Source organism: Methanoregula sp. (genome assembly GCF_041645475.1).
Classification (GTDB): Archaea; Halobacteriota; Methanomicrobia; order Methanomicrobiales; family Methanospirillaceae; genus Methanoregula.
In genome coordinates this window covers 1-24497 of sequence record NZ_JBAZQA010000025.1, presented here as the reverse complement: position 1 = coordinate 24497, position 24497 = coordinate 1, and the positions used below count along the sequence as shown (strand labels likewise).

Sequence of the window (24497 nt, the reverse complement as noted above, 5' to 3'; positions counted from 1 at the left end):
CTCATGGAGATACCTTCAGGCCGTGTTTTTCTGCAACCTCTGAAAAGACATCCGCCAGGTAGTGGATCTTCTTGTCCGAGAGGCCGTACGTGTTCAGTTTCCAGGTCCGGGTTGCGCCGGCAAATTCGCCAACGATCCCGCGGGACGAGAGTTCATCGCTCAAGTAGAACCCGCGGCGCTTGTGCGTCTGGGCCACCGTGTCGAAGCTTCCGGTTGTATCGACTTTTGTGAGGGTGTGTTTCCTTGGGTACTCGGACAACACTTTGCTGCCGTTGATCTTCAGGAGCCGGTCGATGAAGTAATTGGATCGCTTCACTTCCTCGTCCCACTTCAGGGTCCGGGCTTTGACCGTGGGGAACGATGCCATCATCGAGAGCAGCGTCCCTCCCATCAGCGTGCAACCGAGCATCTCGACTTCCTTGATACCGAATTTTCGTTTGGTAAGATCCCCGACCATTGCGGTGGTGCGGAGGGCTTTTGGTAACCATTCGTCGGTCATCGCCAGTACTCCGGATGGCGCGACCGATGCCATACTCTTGTGTCCGGAGCCGACAACAAAATCCGCCCCGATTGCCTTGCCGTTGACCGGCATCACGCCGACCGTGTAGGCCCCGTTGTAGAGGAAGGGGATGTCGTACTGGTGGGCGACTTTCCCGATCTCTTTAACCTCGTGCTCGTTGGCGAACTGGTAATCGAAGTGATCGATCATGACAAGCACGGGGAGTTTTCCGGTCTCGGCTTTGACTTCCTCGATCTTCGTTGCGGTTGCTTCGCCGGTCACGATATTTTTGGCATTGAGCGGCACTTCCCGAACAACCCCGCCCGCATTCTCGACCGAGAGGAACTCGGTGTAATGGGCGAGTGCGGAAACTACCACGGTGTCACCTTTGTTGACGAGCGTGCCGGTCACGGCCTGGAACCCCCGGCGTGCCCCGGGGACTACCCGGGCATGGTCCATCCCCACGAACTTTGCGAGGTCGGCATGGAACTCGGCAATACCCGGCTTGGAAATTTTATCGAGCCGGAACGGTTTCCGGCAGGCGTCACACGTTGAGTACCCGTCGCCATAGGAGATGAGGGCCTTCCTTGCCTCGAGGGTCAGCCGGCCTGCGGCCTGGATCGGCTGGATGTTGATGGCTTCCTCTTCTCTTGTTCTCAGGTCAATGGAACCGGCAATCTTTGTCACTTTCGGGGTGCCGGTGTCGGCCTCAAGATCAGCAAGGATCGCTTTTGTTTCGGCAATCCGCTGCCGGAATGCGGCCTCCTCATCCGCATCGAACCCGGTGGGGAGCGAGTCGCGGAAGAGCTGCCGAATCTCTTCGAGCGCGAAGAGGGCTTCGAATGTTTTCTGGATCCTGATACTCATAGTGGTTCACCTGTTTTTTTACGTGATAAAGCCAGCGCCCGGAATTGAACCGGGATGTAGCTGATCTGCAATCAGCCGCGTAACCACTCCGCCACACTGGCATAATGTTTGATTCACGATTGTGAATCTTACCATACTAAATAACAATTGTGAATATTTATAGGTTCGGTCATCGGCAGGTTTTTCCCGATCTCATCCTCCGACGATAAATGAAAATTTTACAGGATTTTTGTATGATTAGGAGAGATAATGCACGCGGTGTGATAATACGTGCCGGTAATTTTATTGATGACTCCGGGCACGGATCCGATGGCGGATAAAAAAAGGAATACATCAAAAGTTCCGAGAACAGATTCGCCCGGACGCATTTTATCCTGCCAGAGACCGGTCACGGGATCTAGTATCGGGGATGTAATTCTCCAGGAAAAACGACATACTCCCAGGATTTCCGGTCAGATGAATGACGGTATCCGGCAGTACGGCAATCGCATCGGCCATACCAAAGGGATCTGATCGATCATGGCCGGACAACAGGCCTGATCGGAGCTGGACAGTGTGCCGGCGGTATTCCGATATCGGTTCTGTCTGCGGGTGAAACCTGAAACGGCAGATAGAAGGATGAGAATTCCTACCGGGACACCAAAGGTAATGATGGACCCGGCGGTGCCACGGCCGTTTCGTTCCGGCAGATGGTCCCCGTGCGCTTTCTCCGCAAATGCGGATACGATCAGGATCAGGGTCAGTATCCCGAGGATGATCGTGAACGCTGCGAGGTTTTTTCGTTTTAAAGTCATATTGCACTTCGTGTTCACGGAAGTGAACGGATAAGTTATGGTTCATGTTTATATCAAATCCCCAATTCCGACAAGTATTGCTGCATATTGCCGGAAAATGCTCTTGTTCCGGAAGAATATCGTTTCACCATTCATCGCAATTCACTGGGGTGTATGGTACGAATCAACCGGTCATCAGAGGCCCCCTCACGAAGGGATTGCGGCAAAAATTTCTCCAATCTTGTGAATTAAGTCATGTCAGGGCAACAACATGAGATGTGACAGGGACTCGTGTAAAAACCCCAAAAACTTCCACTACCCGATCGATTCCAGCCCGTGCACTCCAGGCTTCACGTGCGGATGTCTTCACGGAATCCGTGATCCGGGAGATGACCCGGCTTGCCCTGAAACACGGTGCAGTCAACCTTGCACAGGGATTTCCGGACTTTCCCTGCCCGGAAGAACTCAAAACCGCAGCATGCGAGGCGGTGAATGCGGACGTAAACCAGTACGCGATCACATGGGGTTCAAAAGAACTCCGCGAAGAGATCGCAAAGAGAGTTAAAACCTATAATGGAATGGATTTCCATCCCGAAACCGGGATCACCGTCACCTGCGGTTCAACCGAGGCGATGCTTGCCTCGCTCCTTGCAGTCATATCCCCCGGAGAGGAGGTGATCGTACCGGAGCCGTTCTATGAGAACTACGGCCCCGATACGGTCCTCTCGGGGGCGGTCCCCCACTATGTTTCTCTTGCAGATGATTTTTCCATTAATGAAGAGGCGTGGAAAAACGCATTTTCCCGCACAACAAAAGCGATTATTCTCAACACCCCCAACAACCCGACGGGAAAAGTCTTTTCAAAGAAGGAACTCTCGTTTATCGCCGATCTCTGTGTTGATCACAACGTGATCGCCATCACCGATGAGATCTACGAGCACATCCTCTACGATGGCAGGAAACACGTCTCCATTGGATCGCTTGACGGGATGCAGGACCGGACCATTACGATCGGGAGTTTTTCCAAGACCTACAGCGTCACCGGGTGGCGGGTCGGCTATACCCTTGCGGATCCGGACCTGACAGCACGGATCCGCAAGATTCACGATTTCCTGACGGTAGGTGCCCCGGCCCCGCTCCAGCAGGCCTGTGCAGCGGCTCTCCGCCTTCCGGAATCGTACTACAAGGAACTTGCGGCCGAGTACGACCGCAAACGGAAGATTCTCTACAAAGGCCTCCGCGATGCCGGGTTTGCCTGTGAGTTGCCGCAGGGTGCCTATTACATATTCACCGATATTGCCGGTTTTGAGAAAAACGATGTGGAATTTGCCCGCCATCTCATCGAAACCGCAGGTGTCGCCGCTGTGCCCGGCAGTTCATTCTACCACGAAGGCGGTGAGACGAAACTCCGGTTCACGTTCTCCAAGAGGGATGAGACCCTGGAGGAAGCCTGCCGCCGTATGAAACAGCTGGCATGATCCGGGAGATTCACAAAACCAGCAGATCACGATTGCGGGAACCTCTGACAATGACAACGATTCTATTGAATACCAGAAGGAGGTGGCAATAATCACAGAAATTCCTACAGAAGAATACATCCTGAAATGCACCTCGGCCTGTGCCGGGTGCGGAGACTCGCTTACCCTGCGATACGTTCTCAAGGCGGCTGGTCCGGATAGTGTGCTGGTCATGCCCGCAGGCTGCACGGCAGCCTTCCAGGGCATCTACCCGAAAACGGCATATGCGGTTCCCGTAGTCAACATAGCCTTTGGTGCAGCAGCTGCATGTGCCTCGGGTATTAGCAGCCTGTTCCAGGCCACCGGCAGAAAGACCCGGGTGATTGTCTATGCCGGCGACGGGGGAACACTCGATATCGGTTTGCAGGCAATGTCCGGCGCTTTTGAGCGCAGGACGGATTTCCTGTACATCTGCTATGACAACGAGGCATACGGCAATACCGGCATGCAGCGATCCGGTGCAACGCCGCTGGGTGCAAGGACTACGACTACCCCGGTAGGAAAAACTGAGATGAAAAAGGACATCGATGCGATCATTGCCGCCCACAATCCGCCCTACCAGGCAACCGCAAGCGCTTCGTATCCCCAGGACCTGTTCCGGAAAGTAAAGAAGGCTCTCACCTTCCATGGCCCGACATTCATCCACGTTCTCTCGCCCTGTCCCCCGGGATGGCGATACTCATCGGAGAATACAGTAGAGGTGGGTAGGCTTGCCGTGAAGTCCGGCATGTGGGCGCTCTGGGAACGCGAGTACGGGAAACTTGCAATAAGCGCCCCCACGAAAACAGCGATGAAAAAACCGGTCCCGCTTGAAGATTACCTGTCATTGCAGGGCCGGTTTAAGGGCATTGATGAAAAAACCGTAGAACTGCTCAAGGAGCAGATCGCAGAAAATTTCCATAGTCTCGCCACCCGGGAGGAGGCATTATGAAAAAGATCGTGACCGGCAACAAGGCAGTTGCCGAAGCGGTCCGGGTTGCAAAACCGGATATTGTTGCAGCTTACCCCATCACCCCCCAGACCGAGATCGTGGAGACCATTGCGGATTATGTAGCAAACGGCCAGCTCGCCAGCCAGTACATTGCCGTGGAAAGCGAGCATTCCGCGATGGCTGCCTGCATCGGGGCAGGTATTGCCGGAGGCCGGACGTTTACGGCAACCAGCTCCCAGGGTCTTCTCTACATGCACGAGATGACCAACTGGGCAGCGGGTGCCCGCCTGCCTATCGTGATGGCAAACGTGAACCGGTCGCTTGCTCCCGGCTGGAACCTCTGGGCCGAGCACACCGATGCACTGCAGGAGCGCGACACCGGATGGCTCCAGGTGTATGTCTCGACCGTCCAGGAAGCCTACGATACCATCCTCATGGCATTCCGGATAGCCGAGCACAATGACGTGCTGCTGCCGTTGATGGTGAATCTTGACGGTTTTACCCTCTCCCATATCATGCAGCCACTCGATACGGTGGAACCCGGGGATTTCATACCACCGATTCACCTGCCCGAGACGATCGATCCCAAAAATCCCCGGGGATATGGAACGATTGCCGGGCCGGCCGATTATTTCCGGTTCCGATGGGAGATCGAGCGCTCAATGCGGGACGCGGTCCGCGTGATTGAAGAGACTCAGGCGGTATTCTCACAACGGTTTGGCCGTTCATATGGCTTGACGGAAGAATACCGGTGCAGCGATGCGGATGTTGTTGTCATCGCACTTGGCACTCTCGGAAAAGAGGCGGAAGTTGCTGTTGATATCCTGCGGGAAGAGGGCATCAACGCGGGATCGCTGCGCCTGCGCTGGTTCCGCCCGTTCCCGGAACTCGACCTGGCCGGTAAGGACGTTGTCGTGATCGACCGCGACTACTCGTTCGGCTTTGGAGGCGTGCTCGCCCATTCCATCCGGTCAAAGAATATGGTGAATGTTTTCAGCGTGATTGCCGGTCTTGGCGGCCAGGAAGTCACCTACGATGACATTGCCGGTTTCATCCGGAACCGTCGGATTGGCGAAGAGTACTGGTTCGGGGTGAACGGACATGTATGAGATCCGTATCCATTCGCGGGGAGGACAGGGAGGTGTGACCGCTGCCCGGCTCCTTGCCATGGCAGCGCTTCATGACGGGAATTATGCAACAGCCTGCCCGTTCTACGGTGCGGAACGTCGGGGCGCACCGGTTGTCTCCTATGTCCGGATCGATAGCCATCCGATCCGGATCTACAGCCAGATCCGGAATCCGGATCTGATCGTTGTACTTGACCAGAGTGTCATGCAGAGCGTCGATGTATTGCATGGTCTCAAAACCGGGGGAAAAATTCTCATCAACAGCACACACAAAAAAGATTTTTTCGGGTATGTTACGAGCTATGTCGATCTCACCGGCATTGCTCTCCGGGAAAATCTCGTAGTTGCCGGAAACCCGATCCTCAATACCCCGGTTATCGGTGCACTGGCAGGAACCGGTATCGTCTCGGCAGATTCGGCAAAATCCGCTATCCGAAGCATGTTTTCAGATGAACGCAATATCCGGGCAGCCGAGGCTGCATACCATGAGGTGCGGGTATGACCGCACATGAAAAACGGGATCGTTTTGCCTTCAGCAGGCCGGTTGAAGGGTCTGCCGGCCGGACCGGCTCCTGGCGGGTCTTTTTCCCGGTTGTTGACCAGGAGAGATGCAACCGATGCGGGTTATGCGCTTTGTATTGCCCGGATGCGGTGATTGACCATAATCTTATCATCGACCTCGTCTACTGCAAGGGCTGTGGGATCTGTGCACACGAGTGCCCGAAAAAAGCGGTTGCCATGATCCGCGAAGAAAAATAACCTTCGAGGCCACAGGAACACGCTCCCGGGATATTGTTGAGTTCACAAGTTGGCCTTTTTAGAGTGTGTGCGGGGGCAGGATGGGGGAATATCATCACAACGGATCCGGGGTTATCCAGAAGTTTCCCGTAATAATTTTCTCATTCCGGCCTATGCAACCCGGTCTGCAACAATAAAATGTACCCATGCGACCCCCCATTACCGATTTTGGGTTTCGTGAAAAATTACGTACATATCACGTCATAATATGAAGTGTATTAGACTATTTTTGTGGGAGAGGGGTCGCATGGGTACATTTCGGCGGGCCGGGGCCGGTGGAACCGAGTGGATGCAACCAGGTGCACGGGCAGTACCGTGAGAATTGTTCAGAGATCCCGCTGTGGCGTCAGGTCGCAGCCGGTACAGGGCAGGCACATGGTTTTTGCAGCCCGCACGTCAAGCCCGTGGCGTTCAAGGGCAGCTTTGTTGATCCGGGCCAGATTCAGGAGACGGGTGGGTGATGGGCGTTCCACCACGATCTCCCCGTTCCGGAGCGGGTGCGGCGAGATCGGGCGCAGGTTCGGGATCACACCGATGGACGCAAGGGTCTCGATCCCTTCCTCTACACAGGCGTCCGTCTCGCCAAGCCCGAGAATGAAATTTGAGGATACATGGTTCCTGCCAAAGATCCCGACGGCCTCATCGAGAGCCGCAAGAATCGCCTCCAGCGAGAGGCCAGGGCAGACCCGCCGGAAGGTCTCCCGGTCCAGGGTCTCCACATTGTATTTGATCTCACTGGCGCCGGCATCCTTCAGATCCTGCGATGAGGTTTCCGTGGGATAGATCGAGACACCGATCGGCACATCAAACCGGGCGGCCAGATGCCGGACAACACGGACCATGTATTCCGCTTCCTTCTCCGGCGATTCAGCAACGCCGCTTGTCAGGGATATGGCACGGACCGGGCCCTGGTTCCGTGCAGCCTCGACAAGGGTGGTGATCTCATCGATCGTCTTCACCCTCCCATCCAGCCGGGGCACCGGGCAGAATTTGCAGTCAAAAATACACCGTTCGCTCACCGTGATATACGCCTGCTCCGGGCAATGGCAGAGAGGCAGATCGAGCTGGCCATATGCAATGATACGGCCTCCTTTCTGGACTGCGACTCCCTCCTTCCAGGGGATTATCTTCAGGGACGATTCCGGTTTGATCGAAAGCCGGACGCGATGATCGCCGGATCGGAGGAAGAACGAGGATCCCCCGGCCCCGGGACCGGCCGTAGCGGTTGTCCTGAAGCGGGTAGGGAGGAGGGAGGGATCAATGTCTGCACTGCCGATATTGATCAGGAGGGCTTTTGCTTCAGCGGTCAGGCCATGATCCAGGTGAGCCTCGGAAAAAGACTCCGGACCGGAGTCTGTATTGATACCCATAATAGAAAGCCAAGGCCCGGATTCGAACCGGGATGTAGCTGATCTGCAGTCAGCCGCGTGGCCACTCCGCCACCTTGGCAGCATCATTCACAGGAATTGAGCTGCATTTCTCCTGTTAGCCACAGAATTATTTTAATAATAATCTGTCAGCAGGTTTTGCCGCAAAATGAGTGAAACCGGGACACTGTCGTCAAGAATTGCCCGGTTATTACACTATAAGTCGGTTTTCCCCCAATTACGATTACCAACTATGTACGGGCCTTATGCCCGGAACTCCCTCTCAGGGAGGTGACCATTCTGGCAACCATAACACTCGACAACCTGTGCATGCAGTACGGCAGCAACGGTTCCCGTTACACTGCGCTTTCCGATGTCAACCTTACCATCAACGAGGGGAATTTTATCTCCCTTATCGGCCCGTCCGGGTGCGGCAAGAGCACTATTATCGATATTGTATCGGGACTGAAGACTCCTACAACCGGTTCGGTTCTCATTGATCAGGAACCGGTATCCGGCCCCGGGACAGACCGGGGAACCGTATTCCAGGATTATTCTCTCTTTCCCTGGATGACGGCATTTGAAAATATCTGCTTTGCCATCGAGCATACCGGAGGCAGCCATACCAGGGCAGAGATTGAGAAACAGGCCGACGAGTATCTCAACCTGGTAGGTCTGATAAAATTCCGGAACGCGTACCCCAACACCCTTTCGGGGGGAATGAGGCAGCGGGTCTCCATTGCCCGCATGTTCTCCATGAACCCGAAAGTATTCTTAATGGACGAACCCTTCGGCGCACTTGATTCACTTAACCGGATCTATATGCAGGATCTCCTGCTGAACCTCTGGTCTGAGGGAGAGCGGCACAAGACGGTTCTTTTTGTCACCCACGATGTGGATGAGGCACTCCTCTTATCGGATAAGATTGCAGTCATGACACCATCTCCGGGAAGGATCAAGGAAGTGATCGATGTCCCGTTCCTGCGGCCCCGGTGCCGCAAGAGCCTTGGGGCAACGGCAGAGTACCTTGCACTCAAATCGCATCTCCTCTCGGTACTCTACTGCGAGATGATGGGAGAGATCGCGCAACAGGAGCGGAATTTCCGGGGACTGGCATGACCGAAAAAATCCCACGGACCGCAATAACGGTATACCTGCTCCTTGCAGTCGCACTGGCAGTACAGGTGCTGGTACCCGGCTCTCCCCGCCAGGCTGCATCGGATGCCAGCGCATTTTTCGGGGTACTGGTTCTGCTCGCGGTCCTGTTCACTGCGGGATTGGTGGGTTGCAAAAAGAACACCAGGGCAGTAACAGACATCTTCATCGTCATTGCCGTAATCCTGCTCCTCTGGGAAGTTCTCCTGGGGAAATTGTCCCTTTTGGATCCGCTCCTCTTTCCCGGCCCGGCGCAGGTTTTCCAGGTTTTTGTATCCGACTGGCAGCTGATGCTGTACGGTGCGGTGGGATCGCTGGGCATCATGGTCATTGGTTATGGTCTTGCCCTTGCTCTCGCGATTCCCCTGGGACTCTACATAGGGTGGAGACGACGACTCTTTGATGTGGCATACCCTATTGCAAAAGCCGTTTCTCCTATCCCGCCCACCGTTTACCTGCCCTATGCTATCGTTCTCCTCCCGACCTTTGCATCTGCATCGGTCTTCCTGATCTTCATCGGGGCATTCTGGCCGATCCTTGTGGGTACCATTTACGGTGTTTTTGCCGTGGACCACCGGATTATCAACTCCGCCCGGACTCTCGGACTGTCCGATTACCAGATGGTCCGCCGCATCCTCCTGCCGGGTGCCATGCCCTCGATCTTCTCCGGCTCAATGATCTCCCTGATTATGGCCTTTATCAGCATTACCGTTGCAGAGATGATCGCCGCCACGTCCGGTCTTGGGTGGTACATCGAGTATAACCACCAGTTCGCAAACTACGACAAGGTGATCGCAGGAATGATCCTGATCGGGCTTGTTGTTATTGCGGTCATGTTTCTCTTTGACCGGATCCAGCAGTACTGCCTGCGATGGCAGCAGGCCGAGTAGAGGCAGTTCCTGCCGGTAAAAAAGGATACATATACCGGACCATCCAAACGGAATGGATAATAACAGTTGTTCAGACGGTCCTGATGATTACGGACGGAAAATGAACATACACCTGACTGGATTTATTATGGAACCTGCCGATCCCTGTTTCAAAAAGACCGCGAGTTACCGGGTCCTGATCGATCCCGACGGTACCAGCCATATCAGGATCATACGGCGGGTCAATTTCCGTACCCTCCTTCTCGTCTTCAAGGAGGTATACCTGGAACTGAAGAAAAACCCGGAGAAAAAACCCCATATCATCATCTACCTCTCAAAGTCACTCTCGACAGAGATGTCGGATAATCTTACCAATTTTCTTGATTTTTCAGGCTCCTGCGTTGAAGGCACATTCGAGCTCCGGATTGTCGAATAATATCACGTGCACTATTTGCCGCGTTTTTGCGGATTATAGGATTTCTGGTGCTTTTTTGCTCACAAGTCCACGTATTTAATTTATTTTTCCCGATGGTATACAGGCAATCCGCTGATTTGTATCTCACATCCCGCCGGTTGTTTTGACGGAACACCCGTTCAAACGGATCCGTAAAGACACACTCCATTCCCCCGGGATTTTCCGGAATGTCTGCGTGATACGCCGTAAACAGGAGATTAATTCATGAAGAAAAACAGTTCGTACTTACTCATCGTACTGGCCATTCTCGTCATTGGTATGGCAGTCATTGCCGGATGCACGGGATCGGAAAAATCCACAACAACCGCACCATCCTCTACGCAGGCACCAGCAACCACAGCAGCACCGTTGACCCCCCTGAATGTCGGGTATCTCCCGAACAACGGGCACGCCCTTATATTCATCGCAAAGGAGAAAGGCTTCTTTGAGAAACAGGGCCTCGATGTCTCGCTCTTCCAGTTCCAGAACAGTGCCGAAGGTACCAATGCCATTCTTGCCAAGAAGGTGGATGTCGGCGGCTTTGGCTTAACGCCGCTGGTCTTCATCTCGAAAGGCGCCAATGAGACCATCATCGGGGGTCTTGACGGGGATGCGGCAGGTCTCGTTGTCACGGCTGACAAGGCTGACCAGTACAGGAACCTGACCACTCCTGCAGATCTAGCAATCTTCAAAGGAAAGACCATTGCAACAGTCAGGGCATCCACCGGGGATATCCACTTCCGCGATGCGCTCACAAAGGCAGGTCTTGACCTGAAGAAGGATATCACGATCCAGGAACTCGCGTCCCCCTCAGCGGTACTTGAAGCGGTCAAGGCCGGGAAAGTCGACGCCGGACTGGTCTGGACCCCCTACATGGAGCTGGCCGAGAGCCAGGGGCTTCGTGTTGTGCTGTACACCGGTGATTTCTATCCCAGGCATCCCTGCTGCAGGATCGCAGTCCTGACCGATGAACTGTCAAAGAACCGCGACACGTATGTCCGCTTCGAGAAAGCGTTAATCGAATCCTACAAGTGGCTGTCAGAAAACCCTGATGCGTCCGTTGATGTCGTAGGTAAATACGTGAGTGTCGACAAGAGCGTCTTAAAAGAGGCAATGACCAACGGGAAAACCTACAATTCCCCGGACCCGAACACCAAGGGTATTGACAGGATCCATACGATGATGAAGAACATGAACTACATCAACACGTCGGTCAACATTGACGATCATATCGACAGGACGGTGTACAAACAGGCGCTGGATGAGCTCACCAGGGCAAACCCGGCCGATGCATTCTACCAGACACAACAGACGGTATATGTTACCCTGAATGAATGAAGAATCGTCACCTTCTTTTTTTTATTTACTTTTAATATTCCTGGTCACTTGGATACTCATCGCTCGTGATATACAGCAGGAAATGTGGACGGAGTCCCTCTCAACATTCGGTGGAATCCCTGACGAAAATGCCCTGATATTCCGGACCACACGATAATTTGTTAAGATTGTGTGAAAGGTGTTCCACCAACCATTCCCACGAGAAGATACCAAAGTCCGGCGGAACAGGATATTTTTGCCGCTGTACCGGGATATATAGCAGCCCGCTGCGCAACTGTACGTATGTCACGCCGATCTATTTCCCGCAGGTATCGTTGCCGCGATCGCCTCCACCTGCGACCCGCTGATCATCACCTCCCGGTTGTTTACTCCCTGAAAGGCACGGTTTCGCCGCTCTGGGCCACAGATGCCGGACACGTGGAAATTTTGCAGGCTGATGCCCCACCGGGAAACTTCCCCCCGTACAGGGTCATCGGTCATCGGCCGGACGAAATTCCAAAATGCGCGGGGGGAATGGAGTATGTGCCCAATATGCATAACAGGCATATTTTTCACGGGGGCGGGAGCGGACTGAAATCTGAATAATATTGGATAATTTTTGAAACAGAACAATATTTACTGAATTTCATCTGATTTTTCATGGATATTCTTTGCGCAGGGGAACCGAAATACTTAACAATTGTGAACAGAGATGTTGTTATGGTGATCCACTATGAGGGATCGTTTTTGTTGTAAACACCAACGGCAATAACAGCAGAATCGCACAGATCGGGCACCTGCCGCCATCGGCAAAGCTCGTATTCAAAGTGCTGGAATCGGGCGGACAGCTTACCCAGAAGGATCTCATCCGTGAGACCTCCCTCCCGTCAAGGACTGTCCGGTACGCATTGAACAGGCTTAAGGAAGAGCAGTTCCTCATCGAGCGCCACTACTTCATTGACGCCCGCCAGAGCCTCTATGGGCTGAACAAGCCCTTGTCCGAGGTGAGCGCTGTATGATGCGGCCCCCCATGCATCCCCTTGTTTTTTCACATGCAGCCCCGTAAGGGGTTCAATACCCATCATTTGCTGCCGGTCAGGCGGTTTTGTTTTTGGAAGGCCCGCTCTGCCTGCATTGCACCCGTATCAGCAAAAAGCGAGAATTGCGGCAAAACTGTCTCCTATCTCCGGGTATATTTCGATTCGGACCAACCGGATGTGAGATACGCGTAATCGTTCCGGGAGATCCTCCCGTGCCCGATTACCCTACTGAGGTTTACCATGACCGAGAAAAAATACTGGGACAAGACAATTGAGACCATGCCCCGGAAGGATCTGGAGAAATACCAGCTGAAACTCTTAAACAGCGAGATTGCGTTTGCCCGCCGGGGGTCCCCGTATTACAAGAAAGTACTGCCCGCAAAGAAACTCAGTTCCGTGGAGGAGATAGAGGCCCTGCCGTTCCTTACCAAGCAGACCATCCGGGAGCGCCAGCAGGCGAGCGAGCCGTTCGGGGATCTCACAGCCGTGCCCGAGAGAGAGATCGTGTACATCTCCGCATCGAGCGGCTCCACCGGGGTTCCGACTGCCTCGCCCTTTACGGCACAGGACTTCGAGGACTTCATCGACTGCCAGGCCCGCCTTTTCTGGAGGAGCGGCATGCGGAAGACCGACCGGTACATCCATGCGTTGAACTTCTCGCTCTTCATCGGGGGGCCCTGCGTTCTTGGTGCCCAGAAACTCGGGGCCCTCAGCATCCATGCCGGTTCCATCCCGTCCGAGCGGCTGCTCGCCTTTGTCAAACAGTTCCAGCCCGGCTGGACCTGGACGACACCATCCTTTGCCTGGTACCTGGGAGAGACGGCAAAGAAACTGGGTATCGATCCGGCAAAGGACCTCAGTATCCGGAACATCATCTGCTCGGGGGAACCCGGAGGAGCGATTAAGGAGACCCGGGAAAATATCGAGGCGCTCTGGAACGCAGACCTGTACGAATACTATGGCCTTTCCGATATCTTCGGGGCCTGTGCCGGGTCCTGCAGAGAGAAATCGGGCATCCACATCGAAGAAGACCACATGATCGTAGAGGTTCTCGACCTCAAAACCGGTGAACCGGTCGGGGAAGGCGAGCGCGGGGAGATGGTCTTGACAACGTTAAAGAAACGTGCCCGCCCCCTCATCCGCTTCCGGACCGGCGACATTGTCACGTATACCGATGAGAAATGCGACTGCGGCCGGACGCACAAGCGCCTGCACGGCATCCACGGAAGAACTGACGACATGCTCATCATCAAGGGGGTGAACGTCTTCCCGAGCGATGTCGAGGCTGTGGTCCGTGGCGCAGATTACCTGACCGGTGAGTACCGGCTCATCGTGGACCGGGCAAAACATCTCGATATCCTGACCATTGAGGTGGAGAACACGAAGAAGAAACCGGCAGAAGTACAAGTCCAGCTTGCAACGGCAATCAAGGCGCGGCTTGGCGTGACTGCACAGGTGATAGTGCACCCGCCGGGAACCCTCCCACGGGAGACGCACAAGGCCAAGAGGATCATTGACAAACGGGCAAATGTCTGGGAATAATTCTCCCGGATTCATCTGCCTTTTTTCAATCGAATATGCCTCCCGGCCAGGGTGTTTATGACAGGACGCTCGCCATTCCACATCACGGCGTGCAGCCTGCGGGTTCCTGAAACACCGGTATGCGAACATAAAAAACAGCCGTTAGTAAAAAACGGCAGATCAAAGGAAGGAAAAAAACATGATATCCGTCCTCTATATCGACGATGACTTCGGACTCCTTGAGAGATTTCAGAATTCTCTTGAGGGATCCGGCTATTTCGCTGTCGATACCGGCAGGTCCACACAAGAAGCACGAAAACGGCTGGGACAGACGGCATATGATGCCATCATTTCAGAGAATGCTCCCCCCACCATCGACGGGATACAACTTCTCCGGGAAATAAAAAATTCCAGCCCGTCACTCCCCTTTATTTTTTTCACACGGGAAAACGCAGGAGAGGTTATCCTGGATGCCCTGAATACCGGTGCTGATTTTTACCAGCGCAAAGGAGAAGCTCCGGAGACACAATTCGCCGGACTGGCCATTCGGATCTCGTCTCTTGTCAACAGCCGCCAGTCGGCCCGGCTGGAGGGGCACTTGGCCCGACTCTACCGCATCCTCTCGCAGATTAATACGGCTTCAGCAAGTCTCAGGAACCGGAACACGCTGATGGAAGAAGCCTGCCGGGTGGCAGTTCATGATGGTGGCTTCCTGATGGTCTGGATCGGACTGATCCACCGGGACACCGGGTGGTTTGAACCCGTAGCATACTGCAACAGAACCGGGGACCGGCTTGATGCCCTTTCCCCCCGGGACGATACCCTTCTGGTTGATGCCGCTCCCACCAGTATTGCAATCCGCAGGGGATTGTATTATGCCAGCACCGACAACCGGCACGATCCCCGCCTGGCCCCGTGGCGCACACAGCTGCTGGCAAACGGATTTGTCTCAAGTGCTGCATTCCCCCTCCGGATTGGCAACAGGGTAATCGGGGCAATGACCTTCCATGCAGGGGAACCCGCCTTCTTCAGCGAGGAGGAGATCCAGCTGCTGAGTGAGATGACAGACAACCTGTCCCTGGCATTCGAGCTTATGGAGAAAGAGTACAGTATTGCCGAACTCACCCGGCTGAGCGATGCCCTCCAGCTGGCAAACAAGAAACTCAACCTGCTCTCGAACATAACACGCCACGATACCTTGAACCAGCTCACGGCTCTTGGAGGATACATCGAGCTGGCACGAATGCATGCAACCGATTCAGTAATGCTTGAGTATATCGGGAAAGAAGACAGGGCAGTTGAGAGCATCCGCCAGCAGATCACGTTTACCCGGGAGTACCAGGACATCGGCGTCCAGGCCCCGATCTGGCAGAATGTGCAGGAGGTTGTAAAACGGGCAATCGGTACTGCGAGCATGGGACAGATCACGGTCAGATCAGAACCGGGCACAATCGAGATCTTTGCCGATCCCCTGCTCGAAAAGGTGTTCTTCAACCTGCTCGAAAACACCAAAAACCATGGAAAGACCGCAACCCGGATGAAGATCACTGCCCGGGAATCGGACGAGGGACTCGTCATCACCTGCGAGGATGATGGCGACGGGGTACCGGAAAATGAGAAGGAGAATATCTTCAACCGGAAATTCTACAAAAACACCGGTTTTGGCCTATTCCTCTCCCGGGAGATCCTTGCAATCACCGCGATCCAGATCCGGGAGACGGGTGAGACCGGAAGAGGGGCCCGGTTCGAGATCATTGTACCGAAGGAGAAATTCCGTGCTCCTCCTTTAAAGGGGATCCGATGATTGCCCGTTCCAGACCATTCCACAGGAGAAGATGGGATGTAATAATCCGGATGAGGGAGACCGGCTCCCCCCTCATTCAGACCAGTAGCAGAAATGTCAACCAGAAATCCAGTACACGACCACACAGGAAAGAACAATGATATCAGTCCTTTACGTTGACGATGATCCGGCCCTGCGGGATATAGGAAAACTCTTCCTTGAGATGATTGGGAATTTCTCTGTTGAGACATGCAATTCAGGTCCTGAGGCACTGGAACGGCTCGAACAGGTGTCGTACCATGCGGTCCTCTCGGATTACGACATGCCGGAGATGAACGGCATCCAGTTTCTCAAGGAAGTGCGTTCACGCTATCCGACACTTCCCTTCGTCATCTTCACCGGCCGTGGCCGGGAGGACGTTGTAGTCGACGCCCTGAACAACGGCGTTGATTTCTACCTCCAGAAAGGCGGGGAGCCCAAATCCCAGTTTGCCGAACTATCCCACAAGATCCGGTCGGCGGTCCAGCGCCGCCAGTCCGGTGAACAGATCAAACACCTTGCCCGGCTGTATGCCGTTCTTTCCCGGACCAACGAGGCGGCAGCCTACATCCGGGACCGGAAGGCCCTCCTCGCGGAAGCCTGCCAGATTGCAGTCCAGGAGGGGGGATTTCTCATGGTCTGGGCAGGGCTGATCGGATCAGTGCACGGTTCTCTTGACGCGGTAGCCCATTGCAGCAACGTAGGAGACCCGTCCCTGCCCCCGGCAGAGCCGGGTGACATACTGCCGCTGGATGCGCCCCCCACGAGTATTGCCGTGAGCGAGGGACGGTATTACGTTATTGCGGACAACCGCGAAGATCCGCAGTTTGCGCAATTTAAGGACCAGCTATCGGAGAGCGGGTTCCGGTCGAGCGCAGCGTTTCCGCTCCGTATCGGGGAGAGGGTGATCGGCGCAATGACGTTCCATGCACAGGAACCCCGGTTCTTCGATGAAGAGGAGGTGCAACTTCTTCTCGAACTGACCGATAACATCTCTATCGCGCTCGAGCTCATGGAGCGCGAACAGGATATCACGGAACTCAGGCAGATGGGAGATGCACTCCGCTCCGCAAACAACAAGCTGAACCTCTTGAATAACATCATCCGGCACGACATCCTGAACACGGTTGCCGGGCTGCTCGGATTAGAGGATATGGCGCTCGATATCACAAGGGACCGGGAGACAACGGACCTCCTCAATGAGATCAAAGGCTCCACCTTAAAGATCCAGCAGCAGATCACGTTTACCCGGGAGTACCAGAATATCGGGATCAATTCCCCCCAGTGGCAGGGGATTGTGGAGATTGTGGAGCGTGCGGAATCGCAGATCGATCACCGGGATATCGCAATTGCGATCGATGTCCCGGACACCGAGATCTATGCCGATCCGCTGTTTGAGAAAGTGGTCTATAACCTGCTCGACAATGCACAGCGATACGGGGAGACCTTAACCACGATCCGGTTCCATACGCAGGAACTGCCGGACAGTCTTATCCTGGTCTGCGAAGATGACGGTATCGGTGTTCCTGATCATCTCAAGGAGCGGATCTTCGAGCAGGGCTATGGAAAAAATACCGGGCAGGGCCTGTTTCTCGTCCGGGAGATACTTTCCATCACGGGCATTTCCATTGCAGAGACGGGCACGCCGGGGAAAGGAGCACGGTTTGAGATGACAATCCCCGGCAGCGGGAGACGGATGGCAATCCGCAGGAATCAGGGGGTAACTACCACTGCAGGAACCGGATCGGACCATGCGGTGATAATGAGGTGAGAGAGAATGACACAACTACGGATATTTATTGTTGAAGATGATGAGGTACTGGCGAAAACCACGGAGTGGAGAGTCCGGAAACTGGGGTATGAATTCATTGGGCGGGCTGCGAGTGGAGAAGAGGCCCCGGGGATGATCGCCACGCTGCTTCCGGACGTGATCCTGATGGATATCAACCTTCGGGGTGAGATGGATGGTATTGCCGTTGCGGATATTGTCAGGAGGCAGTTTGGTATCCCCGTCATCTTTCTGACCGCCAACATGGATAAGGAGACGATCTCGCGGGCCAAAGGGACGAACCCGAAAAGCTATCTCGTAAAGCCATTTGATGAAAAGGATCTCATGGCAGCTATCGAGATGGCTGCCAGGTAATCCGGTTGGGATTTCTATGAATGCAGAAACACCGCGGCATAGAATCTATATCGTTGAGGATGATCCGGTTATTGTCCGGGTCCTCAGGGCACGTCTTGCGAAGCTGGGCTATGAGGTCTGCGGATCCGCAGCGGACGGGGCAACAGCACTTGAGCAGATGAAAGAGATCAACCCGGATCTGGCAATCCTTGATATCGGCATAAGGGGAGAGATGAATGGTATCGGGCTTGCCCACCTGCTCTCAGTTGAGACCGACATCCCATTCATCTTCCTGACTGCGCGCGATGATGATGCTTCCCTTGAACTGATCAAACAGACAATACCGTACGGTTTTGTCCGCAAACCGTTTGACGATAACCAGTTACGGATCGCGATTAAACTGGCCCTCCCATGAAAGGGGGAAAACAGCAGGGTGTAGGTCAGGCAACATGACCGGCAATGATAATATCTGCAATACCGTTTTTTCAAATACCTGATCGGTGGCTGCGGTATCAGGTTATCCGTTCCAGGATCTTTGCCGAAGTCTCGAACCGGGGTTTCTCTTCGCGCTGTACCCGCTGGTAAAATTCACAGTTGAGGCAGTTGCCGATCTTTGCTGCATATGTTCCCTGGACCCTGCCCCCGCACATGGTACCGCTGATTGCCCAGCAGGCCCTGCCGCCGTTTTTTCCATGGTTGACTCCGTCGGTCCGGTGTTCCGTTGATGCCGGGCAGACCCCGAGCTCTGCGGTCTTTGCTCCCCCGGGCTCGCGGCCGCAGTTCTTGAACTCCCAGCAGTTTTGTATGGTCATACTGGATCACTTGTCCCCGTACCCATAAAAAGGAACAGAAACAGGTAAGATTTACCCAGAAGACAACCACGCGGATGAGGCGGGCGGATAACCGGGGAGAAATCCGGGTAGCGGGAGTAAGGGGCAATTCTTGCCGCAATCTCCACATGGATATTGGCACGGGTTGACATACGGATTAACTCAGGTTCCTTGCATTTTTCCGGGATTTTTCCTGCAAGGAGCAGTGGAGAGGATCATGACACCAGCGCAACCGGATGAACATATCATTGAGGCAATCGGCAGGTCCCGGATCGTGATCCGGGACGGCATCATCGTTGAGATCGGGGAAGCCAGAATAAAGGAGTGCCCGCTTGCAAAACGGTTCGCCCACCCGGTTCCGGAAATCACAAAGGACGCAGTCCGGGCCAACATCGAGCACCGTATGAAAGCCTTCGGCATGTGCACGCCCCGCCGGGATGTGCTCGATACCCGGGAGTTCGTGGGATTCGGTGCAACGGAACTGCTCGGCTTTGCATCCCGGGCCGGCCTTATCGATGCCGCCGTGCTTGCCTGTGACGGCGCCGGGACCGTCATCGTACAGAAACCGGCCATGATCCAGGGGGTCGGGGGGAGAATGTCCGGGCTCTTCTCAACGAGCCCGATTCCGGAGGTGATCCGGCGCATCGAGGAGAACGGGGGAATTGTCGTGGATAAGGATCATGCCGCACTCGACCAGTTCGCGGGTGTAAAACGGGCGCACGAAGAGGGCTACAGGAAAATTGCGGTCAGCGTTGCCCGGCCGGAGGTTGCCCGGAAGATACGGGAGGCCTACCCGGATACCCTCATCTTCGGGGTCCACGTGACCGGGCTCACCCGTAAGGAGGCAGAGGATATGGTTGCAGCAGCAGACCTTATGACCGCATGCGCCTCGAAGACGGTGCGGGAAGTTGCCGGTGCACACGCGCTCGTCCAGGCCGGGGTCTCGGTACCGATCTTTGCCCTCACGAACCGGGGAAAAGAGATCATCATCGAAAAGATCCGGCAGAGCAATGAGCCGGTCCTCATCAAACCAACCCGTCTCCCCTCCCTCGATGCAAGCCAGCCTGATCCACTCATCTGATCCCTTTTTTTTATAAGGAGCATACGTCCCGGAGTTCCTCAAAACAATCCCGGTCAATAACCCCCGCTGATCGGAAGATAGTACAATAGTGCAGCAATTTTTCCGCTATTTACCCGGATTGTGATCTTTCTGACAAAAATTGCTGAAATGAGACCTATTTAGCAATTATATCGCGGATATGCCTGTTGCGGCAGGATTGCCTGCCCGAAGGATAAGGATTGACCATGATGAAGTCAGAAGGTGCTAAACACAGTGATTGTTGTAGTCAGAAAACCATGATGACTGCAGCAAAGTGTATGGACATGCGGATGGAGAAGGCAGTCTGTGATTTCCAGGCTGTCATGTCCCAGTGCATGGCGCAGTGCATGACCGCCCGGTCAATGGATTCTATGCAGATGAACGCTCCCATGATGAAGTCCATGAAGGATCTCAGCATGATGATGACGGACTGCATGAACGCAAAGGGCATGGATGCATCCATGATGAAATCCATGAAGGATCTCAGCATGATGATGATGAAGTGCATGGACATGAAGTGCATGGACGCTCCCACCATGAAATGCATGAGCGAGATGCAGATGATGATCTCCCGTCATATGGACGCCATGTGTATGGATGCCGGATGCATGGATGCAAAGCGCATGGACTCGATGTGCATGGGCACTTCCATGATGAAGACCATGAGCGAGATGCAGATGATGATCACAAAGTGCATGTCCCAGTGCATGGAAACCGAATGCATGAAGATGCCGGCCATGGCTTCCAAATGCTCGGAATCCCGCATGAGAAAGGCACTCTGCGAGATCCAGATGATGCTCCCTCAGTGCATGTCCCAGTGCACGAACGCCGGATGTTCTGGAAAGAAGATGCCCGCGAACTAAGAACAGCAAAGCAGACGAACAGGGCCCGGGCGGGCAAGAGAGATGGTACATTCCCGTCCCGGGCCAATCTTTCCCGGTTACGTAACACAACTCTTCTCATATTCCGATGTTGGTCAGGGAACCAAGGGAACGAGGTTCAGACCTCCGGCAGATGCCTGTTGCGGGTCTGTCAAAAAAGAGTGCTATCTGCCCGATCAGATCCCATAAAGAGCATGCCGAAGGTTTGCGATGAGATCGGCCGGGTCTTCCAGGCATGCCCGTAATATCCGGCTGGGACATGAGGAGAATTATCAGAGCGGTGCGTCGGTGATGTTGATGCCTGCTGCAACCATCCGGTCGCGGATCAGGTCCGCAACCTCGAACTGCTTCTTTGCCCGGAGCTCGCTCCGGATCTCGTGGAGAACACTCAAAGGAGCGCTCGTCTCCTTGAGGAAGTTGATCCCAAGGATTGCCCCATACTCCCGCAGGGCTTCAATATCCCCGCTTGCGGCAAGGCTCTGGATTGCCGCAAGCGCCATCGGCGTGTTGAGGTCCGCCTCCATTGCATCAGTAAAGGCCTTTCTTCCCTCTGCATTCACACCTGTGTCCTTCGTAGCCACGGCGCGGATGTGGTCGAGCCCTTTTGCTGCATTTGCCAGACCCTCATCAGTTGCCTGGAGCGGCGAGCGGTAGTGGGAGAGGAGGATAAAATACCTGAGCACATCCGGGTTCCAGGTTTTCAGGGCGTCCCGGATAGTGACGAAGTTCCCAAGCGACTTGGACATCTTCTCACCTTTGACCGTGAGGAACCCGGTGTGCACCCAGTACTTCACCATCGGGTGTTTGCCTTCGAGCGACTCCATCTGGGCGATCTCCGCCTCGTGGTGCGGGAAGATAAGGTCCAGACCCCCGCCGTGGAGATCGTACTGCTGGCCGAAGTACTTCTCAGAGATAGCGGTATCCTCGATATGCCATCCGGGCCGGCCCCGGCCCCATGGGGAGTCCCAGGTGTACTCGCCATACTCCCCGGTCTTCCAGAGCGCAAAGTCGTGCGGGTTGTGCTTCGAGGCATCCGTTACACGGCTGACACGTTTTGCCCGCTCCTGGCCCGAGAGTTCCCCGTTGCCATCGAACGTGTCCAGGTTGAAGTAGACTCCGGTCTCCGTGACATAGGCCACATTCTTTGCGATCAGGCGCTCCACCTGGTCGATGATCTCGGGGATATGGGTGGTTGCCCGGGCATAATAGCTGACCGCGTTGATCCCGAGGGTCTGCATGTCCCGCAGGTATTCCCGCTCAAACTTCCGGGCAAGGGCATTTTGGGATATACCCTCTTCGTTTGCCCGGTTGATGATCTTGTCATCCACGTCCGTGATGTTCTGGAGATAGAAGACCTCCTTTCCGGTCCAGCGGAGGTACTTGGCCAGTACGTCAAAAACCGTATAGGTCCGGGCATGCCCGATGTGCGAGTAGTCGTACACCGTGGGACCGCAGACAAACATGTAAACCCTGTCCGGATGAAGAGTCACAAGCGGTTCAACGGTTCGTGTGAGCGTACTGTACAGATCCATTTCCAATCTCCCTATTTTTGACGCCGGCGGAGGGAGTCGAACCCCCAAACATCCGCTTTGCAGGCGAAGGCATTAACCGTTCTGCCACACCGGCTCCAATTTGTCTGGTTCATCCGCCCTGTCCCGGAGTGCCGGATCAGGACAATTTTATTCACATCACGGTTCTTGAAGTTCAGGGATGCCCTTTCCGGGTATACCTGAACTTCCACCATATTTGCATATTAATTACACCTTCATTCACATCTCCTCAGTCAGATCGTTGCAAGGGCCTGCTCCAGATCCGCGATGAGATCCTCAGCATTCTCGATACCCACGGACACCCGGACGAGCGAGTCCTTCACGCCAACCTTCTCCCGCTCGTTCTTCGGGATGGAGGCATGCGTCATCGTGGCGGGATGCTCGATGAGGGACTCAACGCCCCCGAGGCTCTCGGCCAGGGCAAAGAGGTTCAGGTTTTTCAGGAACCTCCGTGCCTCCGCCTTTCCTCCCTTCAGCTCGAACGAGACCATCCCGGAGAACCCGCTCATCTGCTTTTGTGCAAGGGCATGCTGCGGATGGGAGGGGAGTCCCGGGTAGGAGACCTCGCGTACTTTCTCGTGGCCGGCAAGGTACTCTGCAATCGCGAGCGCATTTTTCATATGGCGCTCCATTCGCAGGGCAAGCGTCTTGATGCCCCGGGCAACCAGGAAACTGTCGAACGGGGATAGGATCGCTCCTGCCGCGTTCTGGTTGAACCGGATCTTCTGGTACAGGTCCTCGTCCGAAAGGATGACCGCCCCGCCCACCGAATCGGAATGACCGTTGATGTACTTGGTCGTGCTGTGGACCACGATGTCCGCACCAAGGGCAATCGGCTGCTGGAAGTACGGGCTTGCAAAGGTGTTGTCTACGATGACCGGAATTCCGGCATCGTGGGAAATACCCGAGATCTCCCGGATATCGCAGAGCCGGATCAGGGGGTTGGTCGGGGATTCGAGCCAGATGAAGCGGGTGTTTCTCTTAATCGCCGATTTCACGTTCTCGGGATTCCGGGCATCCACGTAGGAGAAACCGACCCCGTAATTGTCGTGGAAGACGGTATTGAAGAGCCGCCTTGTCCCCCCGTAGAGGTCATCGAATGCAACCACATGATCGTCCTTCTTTAAGAGGGAGAGGCCGACGGTGGTCTCCGCTGCAAGTCCCGAGGAAAAGGCAAGGCCGTAGGCTGCCCCCTCGATAGCCGCGAGTTTCTTCTCCAGCATAAACCGTGTCGGGTTCCCGCTCCGGGAGTACTCGTACCCACCGGTGGGAGCATCGACATCCTTCCGGGCAAACGTGGACGAGAGGTGAATCGGGACAACAACATCGCCGCTTGCGCCCCCGGTGAAGACCGGCTCCTCGCCAGCATGCACGGCATCCGTTGCAAAGGCCATGTTCAGATCACATCCTCAAACCCGTTTGCTTTCATCCATTCGTCATTGAAGATCGTGGAGAGGTAATTCCTGCCGGTGTCCGGGAAGAGAACAACAACGATGTCATCCTTTTTGAGCGTGCGGGACAAACCGGCTGCCGCAAAGGCTGATGCCCCCGCAGTCCCGCCTACGAAAAGGCCCTCTTCCCGGGCAAGCCGGCGGGTCATCCGGAATGCATCCGCATCCCCGACAACGATGATGTCGTCAACAACGCTGAGGTCAACGGTTTCCGGGATGAAGTCTTCCCCGGTCCCTTCGACTTTATACGGCCCGGTCTCGGGCTCGGTACCATAGAACGTATGGTGATAGATCGATCCCTCGGGATCGACCCCGATAATTTTGATAGCGGGATTCTTCTCCTTCAGGTACCGCCCGGTCCCCGAGATCGTTCCCCCGGTCCCGATCCCTGCGACAAAGTGGGTGACTTTGCCATCGGTATCCCGCCAGATCTCCGGGCCGGTGGTCGTGTAGTGGGCAGCCGGGTTGTCGGGGTTTTTGAACTGGTTGGGAACAAACGAGCCCGGG

At 54.9% G+C, this 24497-nt stretch carries 24 protein-coding genes and 3 tRNA genes; 17 read left to right on the top strand and 10 right to left on the bottom strand.

The features are described 5' to 3' along the window. Nucleotide 1: 1 nt before the first annotated feature. The 3 genes from pscS to WC598_RS14870 form a co-directional block, all read right to left on the bottom strand. Complete coding sequence (pscS, locus tag WC598_RS14880; RefSeq protein WP_372962294.1) at nucleotides 2–1366, bottom strand: O-phospho-L-seryl-tRNA:Cys-tRNA synthase; 1365 nt, start codon at nucleotides 1364–1366, stop codon at nucleotides 2–4. Between the two features lie 29 nt (nucleotides 1367–1395). Then, nucleotides 1396–1467 (bottom strand) — tRNA-Cys (locus WC598_RS14875). 351 nt (nucleotides 1468–1818) lie between these two features. Continuing rightward, nucleotides 1819–2160 carry a hypothetical protein gene (locus WC598_RS14870; protein WP_372962293.1) on the bottom strand — a complete coding sequence of 114 codons (342 nt, stop codon included), beginning with the start codon at nucleotides 2158–2160 and terminating at the stop codon, nucleotides 1819–1821. 257 nt (nucleotides 2161–2417) lie between these two features. Between WC598_RS14870 and WC598_RS14865 the strand changes: the two genes are divergently transcribed. From WC598_RS14865 to WC598_RS14845, 5 genes are all read left to right on the top strand, one after another. Next, the gene (locus WC598_RS14865) at nucleotides 2418–3617 is read left to right on the top strand and encodes a pyridoxal phosphate-dependent aminotransferase (RefSeq protein ID WP_372962292.1); all 1200 of its coding nucleotides are present in this window, start codon (nucleotides 2418–2420) and stop codon (nucleotides 3615–3617) included. Between the two features lie 91 nt (nucleotides 3618–3708). Then, a complete protein-coding gene (locus tag WC598_RS14860) occupies nucleotides 3709–4587 on the top strand; it encodes a thiamine pyrophosphate-dependent enzyme (RefSeq protein WP_372962295.1) in 879 nt (292 codons plus the stop codon). Further along, nucleotides 4584–5696 carry a transketolase C-terminal domain-containing protein gene (locus WC598_RS14855; RefSeq protein WP_372962291.1) on the top strand — a complete coding sequence of 371 codons (1113 nt, stop codon included), beginning with the start codon at nucleotides 4584–4586 and terminating at the stop codon, nucleotides 5694–5696. Before WC598_RS14860 ends, WC598_RS14855 begins: the two co-directional genes overlap by 4 nt. Next, complete coding sequence (locus WC598_RS14850; protein WP_372962290.1) at nucleotides 5689–6216, top strand: 2-oxoacid:acceptor oxidoreductase family protein; 528 nt, start codon at nucleotides 5689–5691, stop codon at nucleotides 6214–6216. The genes WC598_RS14855 and WC598_RS14850 overlap by 8 nt, the downstream gene beginning before the upstream one ends. Continuing rightward, nucleotides 6213–6473: a 4Fe-4S binding protein gene (locus WC598_RS14845; protein ID WP_372962289.1), complete on the top strand. Its 261-nt coding sequence runs from the start codon at nucleotides 6213–6215 to the stop codon at nucleotides 6471–6473. The genes WC598_RS14850 and WC598_RS14845 overlap by 4 nt, the downstream gene beginning before the upstream one ends. Nucleotides 6474–6838: 365 nt before the next feature. Here the strand turns inward: WC598_RS14845 and WC598_RS14840 are convergent, their stop codons facing one another. Further along, complete coding sequence (locus WC598_RS14840) at nucleotides 6839–7882, bottom strand: radical SAM protein (protein WP_372962288.1); 1044 nt, start codon at nucleotides 7880–7882, stop codon at nucleotides 6839–6841. A gap of 7 nt (nucleotides 7883–7889) precedes the next feature. Continuing rightward, a tRNA-Cys gene (locus WC598_RS14835) sits at nucleotides 7890–7961 on the bottom strand. 209 nt (nucleotides 7962–8170) lie between these two features. Between WC598_RS14835 and WC598_RS14830 the strand changes: the two genes are divergently transcribed. The 10 genes from WC598_RS14830 (at nucleotide 8171) to WC598_RS14785 (ending at nucleotide 18594) form a co-directional block, all read left to right on the top strand. Then, nucleotides 8171–8998 (top strand): ABC transporter ATP-binding protein, encoded by an 828-nt coding sequence (locus tag WC598_RS14830; protein ID WP_372962287.1) that lies wholly within the window; start codon nucleotides 8171–8173, stop codon nucleotides 8996–8998. After that, nucleotides 8995–9924 (top strand): ABC transporter permease, encoded by a 930-nt coding sequence (locus tag WC598_RS14825; RefSeq protein ID WP_372962286.1) that lies wholly within the window; start codon nucleotides 8995–8997, stop codon nucleotides 9922–9924. The genes WC598_RS14830 and WC598_RS14825 overlap by 4 nt, the downstream gene beginning before the upstream one ends. Nucleotides 9925–10051: 127 nt before the next feature. Further along, nucleotides 10052–10339: a hypothetical protein gene (locus WC598_RS14820; RefSeq protein WP_372962285.1), complete on the top strand. Its 288-nt coding sequence runs from the start codon at nucleotides 10052–10054 to the stop codon at nucleotides 10337–10339. 243 nt (nucleotides 10340–10582) lie between these two features. Further along, the gene (locus WC598_RS14815; protein ID WP_372962284.1) at nucleotides 10583–11695 is read left to right on the top strand and encodes an ABC transporter substrate-binding protein; all 1113 of its coding nucleotides are present in this window, start codon (nucleotides 10583–10585) and stop codon (nucleotides 11693–11695) included. 806 nt (nucleotides 11696–12501) lie between these two features. Continuing rightward, nucleotides 12502–12693, top strand: a complete 192-nt coding sequence (locus WC598_RS14810) for a winged helix-turn-helix transcriptional regulator (RefSeq protein WP_372962283.1) — start codon at nucleotides 12502–12504, stop codon at nucleotides 12691–12693. A gap of 261 nt (nucleotides 12694–12954) precedes the next feature. Then, nucleotides 12955–14256 (top strand): phenylacetate--CoA ligase family protein, encoded by a 1302-nt coding sequence (locus WC598_RS14805; RefSeq protein WP_372962282.1) that lies wholly within the window; start codon nucleotides 12955–12957, stop codon nucleotides 14254–14256. Between the two features lie 178 nt (nucleotides 14257–14434). Continuing rightward, nucleotides 14435–16039 carry an ATP-binding protein gene (locus WC598_RS14800; RefSeq protein WP_372962281.1) on the top strand — a complete coding sequence of 535 codons (1605 nt, stop codon included), beginning with the start codon at nucleotides 14435–14437 and terminating at the stop codon, nucleotides 16037–16039. Between the two features lie 136 nt (nucleotides 16040–16175). Further along, nucleotides 16176–17828, top strand: coding sequence for a response regulator (locus WC598_RS14795; RefSeq protein ID WP_372962280.1), 1653 nt, complete (start codon nucleotides 16176–16178; stop codon nucleotides 17826–17828). A gap of 6 nt (nucleotides 17829–17834) precedes the next feature. Then, nucleotides 17835–18200: a response regulator gene (locus WC598_RS14790; protein WP_372962279.1), complete on the top strand. Its 366-nt coding sequence runs from the start codon at nucleotides 17835–17837 to the stop codon at nucleotides 18198–18200. A 16-nt stretch (nucleotides 18201–18216) separates the two neighbouring features. Continuing rightward, nucleotides 18217–18594, top strand: a complete 378-nt coding sequence (locus tag WC598_RS14785; protein WP_372962278.1) for a response regulator — start codon at nucleotides 18217–18219, stop codon at nucleotides 18592–18594. A 97-nt stretch (nucleotides 18595–18691) separates the two neighbouring features. Here WC598_RS14785 and WC598_RS14780 read toward each other — a convergent pair whose 3' ends face one another. Then, complete coding sequence (locus tag WC598_RS14780; protein ID WP_372962277.1) at nucleotides 18692–18991, bottom strand: two-CW domain-containing protein; 300 nt, start codon at nucleotides 18989–18991, stop codon at nucleotides 18692–18694. Nucleotides 18992–19226: 235 nt separating this feature from the next. On the opposite strand from WC598_RS14780, the gene WC598_RS14775 reads away from it, so the two are divergent. Both WC598_RS14775 and WC598_RS14770 read left to right on the top strand, forming a co-directional pair. After that, nucleotides 19227–20090, top strand: coding sequence for a methanogenesis marker 8 protein (locus WC598_RS14775; RefSeq protein WP_372962276.1), 864 nt, complete (start codon nucleotides 19227–19229; stop codon nucleotides 20088–20090). 275 nt (nucleotides 20091–20365) lie between these two features. Continuing rightward, nucleotides 20366–20971 (top strand): hypothetical protein, encoded by a 606-nt coding sequence (locus WC598_RS14770; protein ID WP_372962275.1) that lies wholly within the window; start codon nucleotides 20366–20368, stop codon nucleotides 20969–20971. Between the two features lie 290 nt (nucleotides 20972–21261). On the opposite strand, the gene cysS is transcribed toward WC598_RS14770, so the two are convergent. The 4 genes from cysS to WC598_RS14750 form a co-directional block, all read right to left on the bottom strand. Continuing rightward, nucleotides 21262–22521 (bottom strand): cysteine--tRNA ligase, encoded by a 1260-nt coding sequence (cysS, locus tag WC598_RS14765; RefSeq protein ID WP_372962274.1) that lies wholly within the window; start codon nucleotides 22519–22521, stop codon nucleotides 21262–21264. A 21-nt stretch (nucleotides 22522–22542) separates the two neighbouring features. Continuing rightward, nucleotides 22543–22615 (bottom strand) — tRNA-Cys (locus tag WC598_RS14760). A gap of 157 nt (nucleotides 22616–22772) precedes the next feature. After that, nucleotides 22773–23933, bottom strand: a complete 1161-nt coding sequence (locus tag WC598_RS14755) for a cystathionine gamma-synthase (RefSeq protein WP_372962273.1) — start codon at nucleotides 23931–23933, stop codon at nucleotides 22773–22775. Between the two features lie 2 nt (nucleotides 23934–23935). Further along, nucleotides 23936–24497: PLP-dependent cysteine synthase family protein (locus WC598_RS14750; protein ID WP_372962272.1), on the bottom strand; the 562-nt coding region annotated here is incomplete at its 5' end.

What these genes read in the sequence shown, in the direction of transcription:
- pscS (WP_372962294.1), bottom strand. Translation starts at nt 1,366, where the DNA reads ATGAGTATCAGGATCCAGAAAACATTCGAAGCCCTCTTCGCGCTCGAA.
- WC598_RS14870 (WP_372962293.1), bottom strand. Translation starts at nt 2,160, where the DNA reads ATGACTTTAAAACGAAAAAACCTCGCAGCGTTCACGATCATCCTCGGG.
- WC598_RS14855 (WP_372962291.1), top strand. Translation starts at nt 4,584, where the DNA reads ATGAAAAAGATCGTGACCGGCAACAAGGCAGTTGCCGAAGCGGTCCGG.
- WC598_RS14850 (WP_372962290.1), top strand. Translation starts at nt 5,689, where the DNA reads ATGTATGAGATCCGTATCCATTCGCGGGGAGGACAGGGAGGTGTGACC.
- WC598_RS14845 (WP_372962289.1), top strand. Translation starts at nt 6,213, where the DNA reads ATGACCGCACATGAAAAACGGGATCGTTTTGCCTTCAGCAGGCCGGTT.
- WC598_RS14840 (WP_372962288.1), bottom strand. Translation starts at nt 7,882, where the DNA reads ATGGGTATCAATACAGACTCCGGTCCGGAGTCTTTTTCCGAGGCTCAC.
- WC598_RS14825 (WP_372962286.1), top strand. Translation starts at nt 8,995, where the DNA reads ATGACCGAAAAAATCCCACGGACCGCAATAACGGTATACCTGCTCCTT.
- WC598_RS14820 (WP_372962285.1), top strand. Translation starts at nt 10,052, where the DNA reads ATGGAACCTGCCGATCCCTGTTTCAAAAAGACCGCGAGTTACCGGGTC.
- WC598_RS14815 (WP_372962284.1), top strand. Translation starts at nt 10,583, where the DNA reads ATGAAGAAAAACAGTTCGTACTTACTCATCGTACTGGCCATTCTCGTC.
- WC598_RS14805 (WP_372962282.1), top strand. Translation starts at nt 12,955, where the DNA reads ATGACCGAGAAAAAATACTGGGACAAGACAATTGAGACCATGCCCCGG.
- WC598_RS14800 (WP_372962281.1), top strand. Translation starts at nt 14,435, where the DNA reads ATGATATCCGTCCTCTATATCGACGATGACTTCGGACTCCTTGAGAGA.
- WC598_RS14795 (WP_372962280.1), top strand. Translation starts at nt 16,176, where the DNA reads ATGATATCAGTCCTTTACGTTGACGATGATCCGGCCCTGCGGGATATA.
- WC598_RS14790 (WP_372962279.1), top strand. Translation starts at nt 17,835, where the DNA reads ATGACACAACTACGGATATTTATTGTTGAAGATGATGAGGTACTGGCG.
- WC598_RS14785 (WP_372962278.1), top strand. Translation starts at nt 18,217, where the DNA reads ATGAATGCAGAAACACCGCGGCATAGAATCTATATCGTTGAGGATGAT.
- WC598_RS14780 (WP_372962277.1), bottom strand. Translation starts at nt 18,991, where the DNA reads ATGACCATACAAAACTGCTGGGAGTTCAAGAACTGCGGCCGCGAGCCC.
- WC598_RS14775 (WP_372962276.1), top strand. Translation starts at nt 19,227, where the DNA reads ATGACACCAGCGCAACCGGATGAACATATCATTGAGGCAATCGGCAGG.
- WC598_RS14770 (WP_372962275.1), top strand. Translation starts at nt 20,366, where the DNA reads ATGATGACTGCAGCAAAGTGTATGGACATGCGGATGGAGAAGGCAGTC.
- cysS (WP_372962274.1), bottom strand. Translation starts at nt 22,521, where the DNA reads ATGGATCTGTACAGTACGCTCACACGAACCGTTGAACCGCTTGTGACT.
- WC598_RS14755 (WP_372962273.1), bottom strand. Translation starts at nt 23,933, where the DNA reads ATGGCCTTTGCAACGGATGCCGTGCATGCTGGCGAGGAGCCGGTCTTC.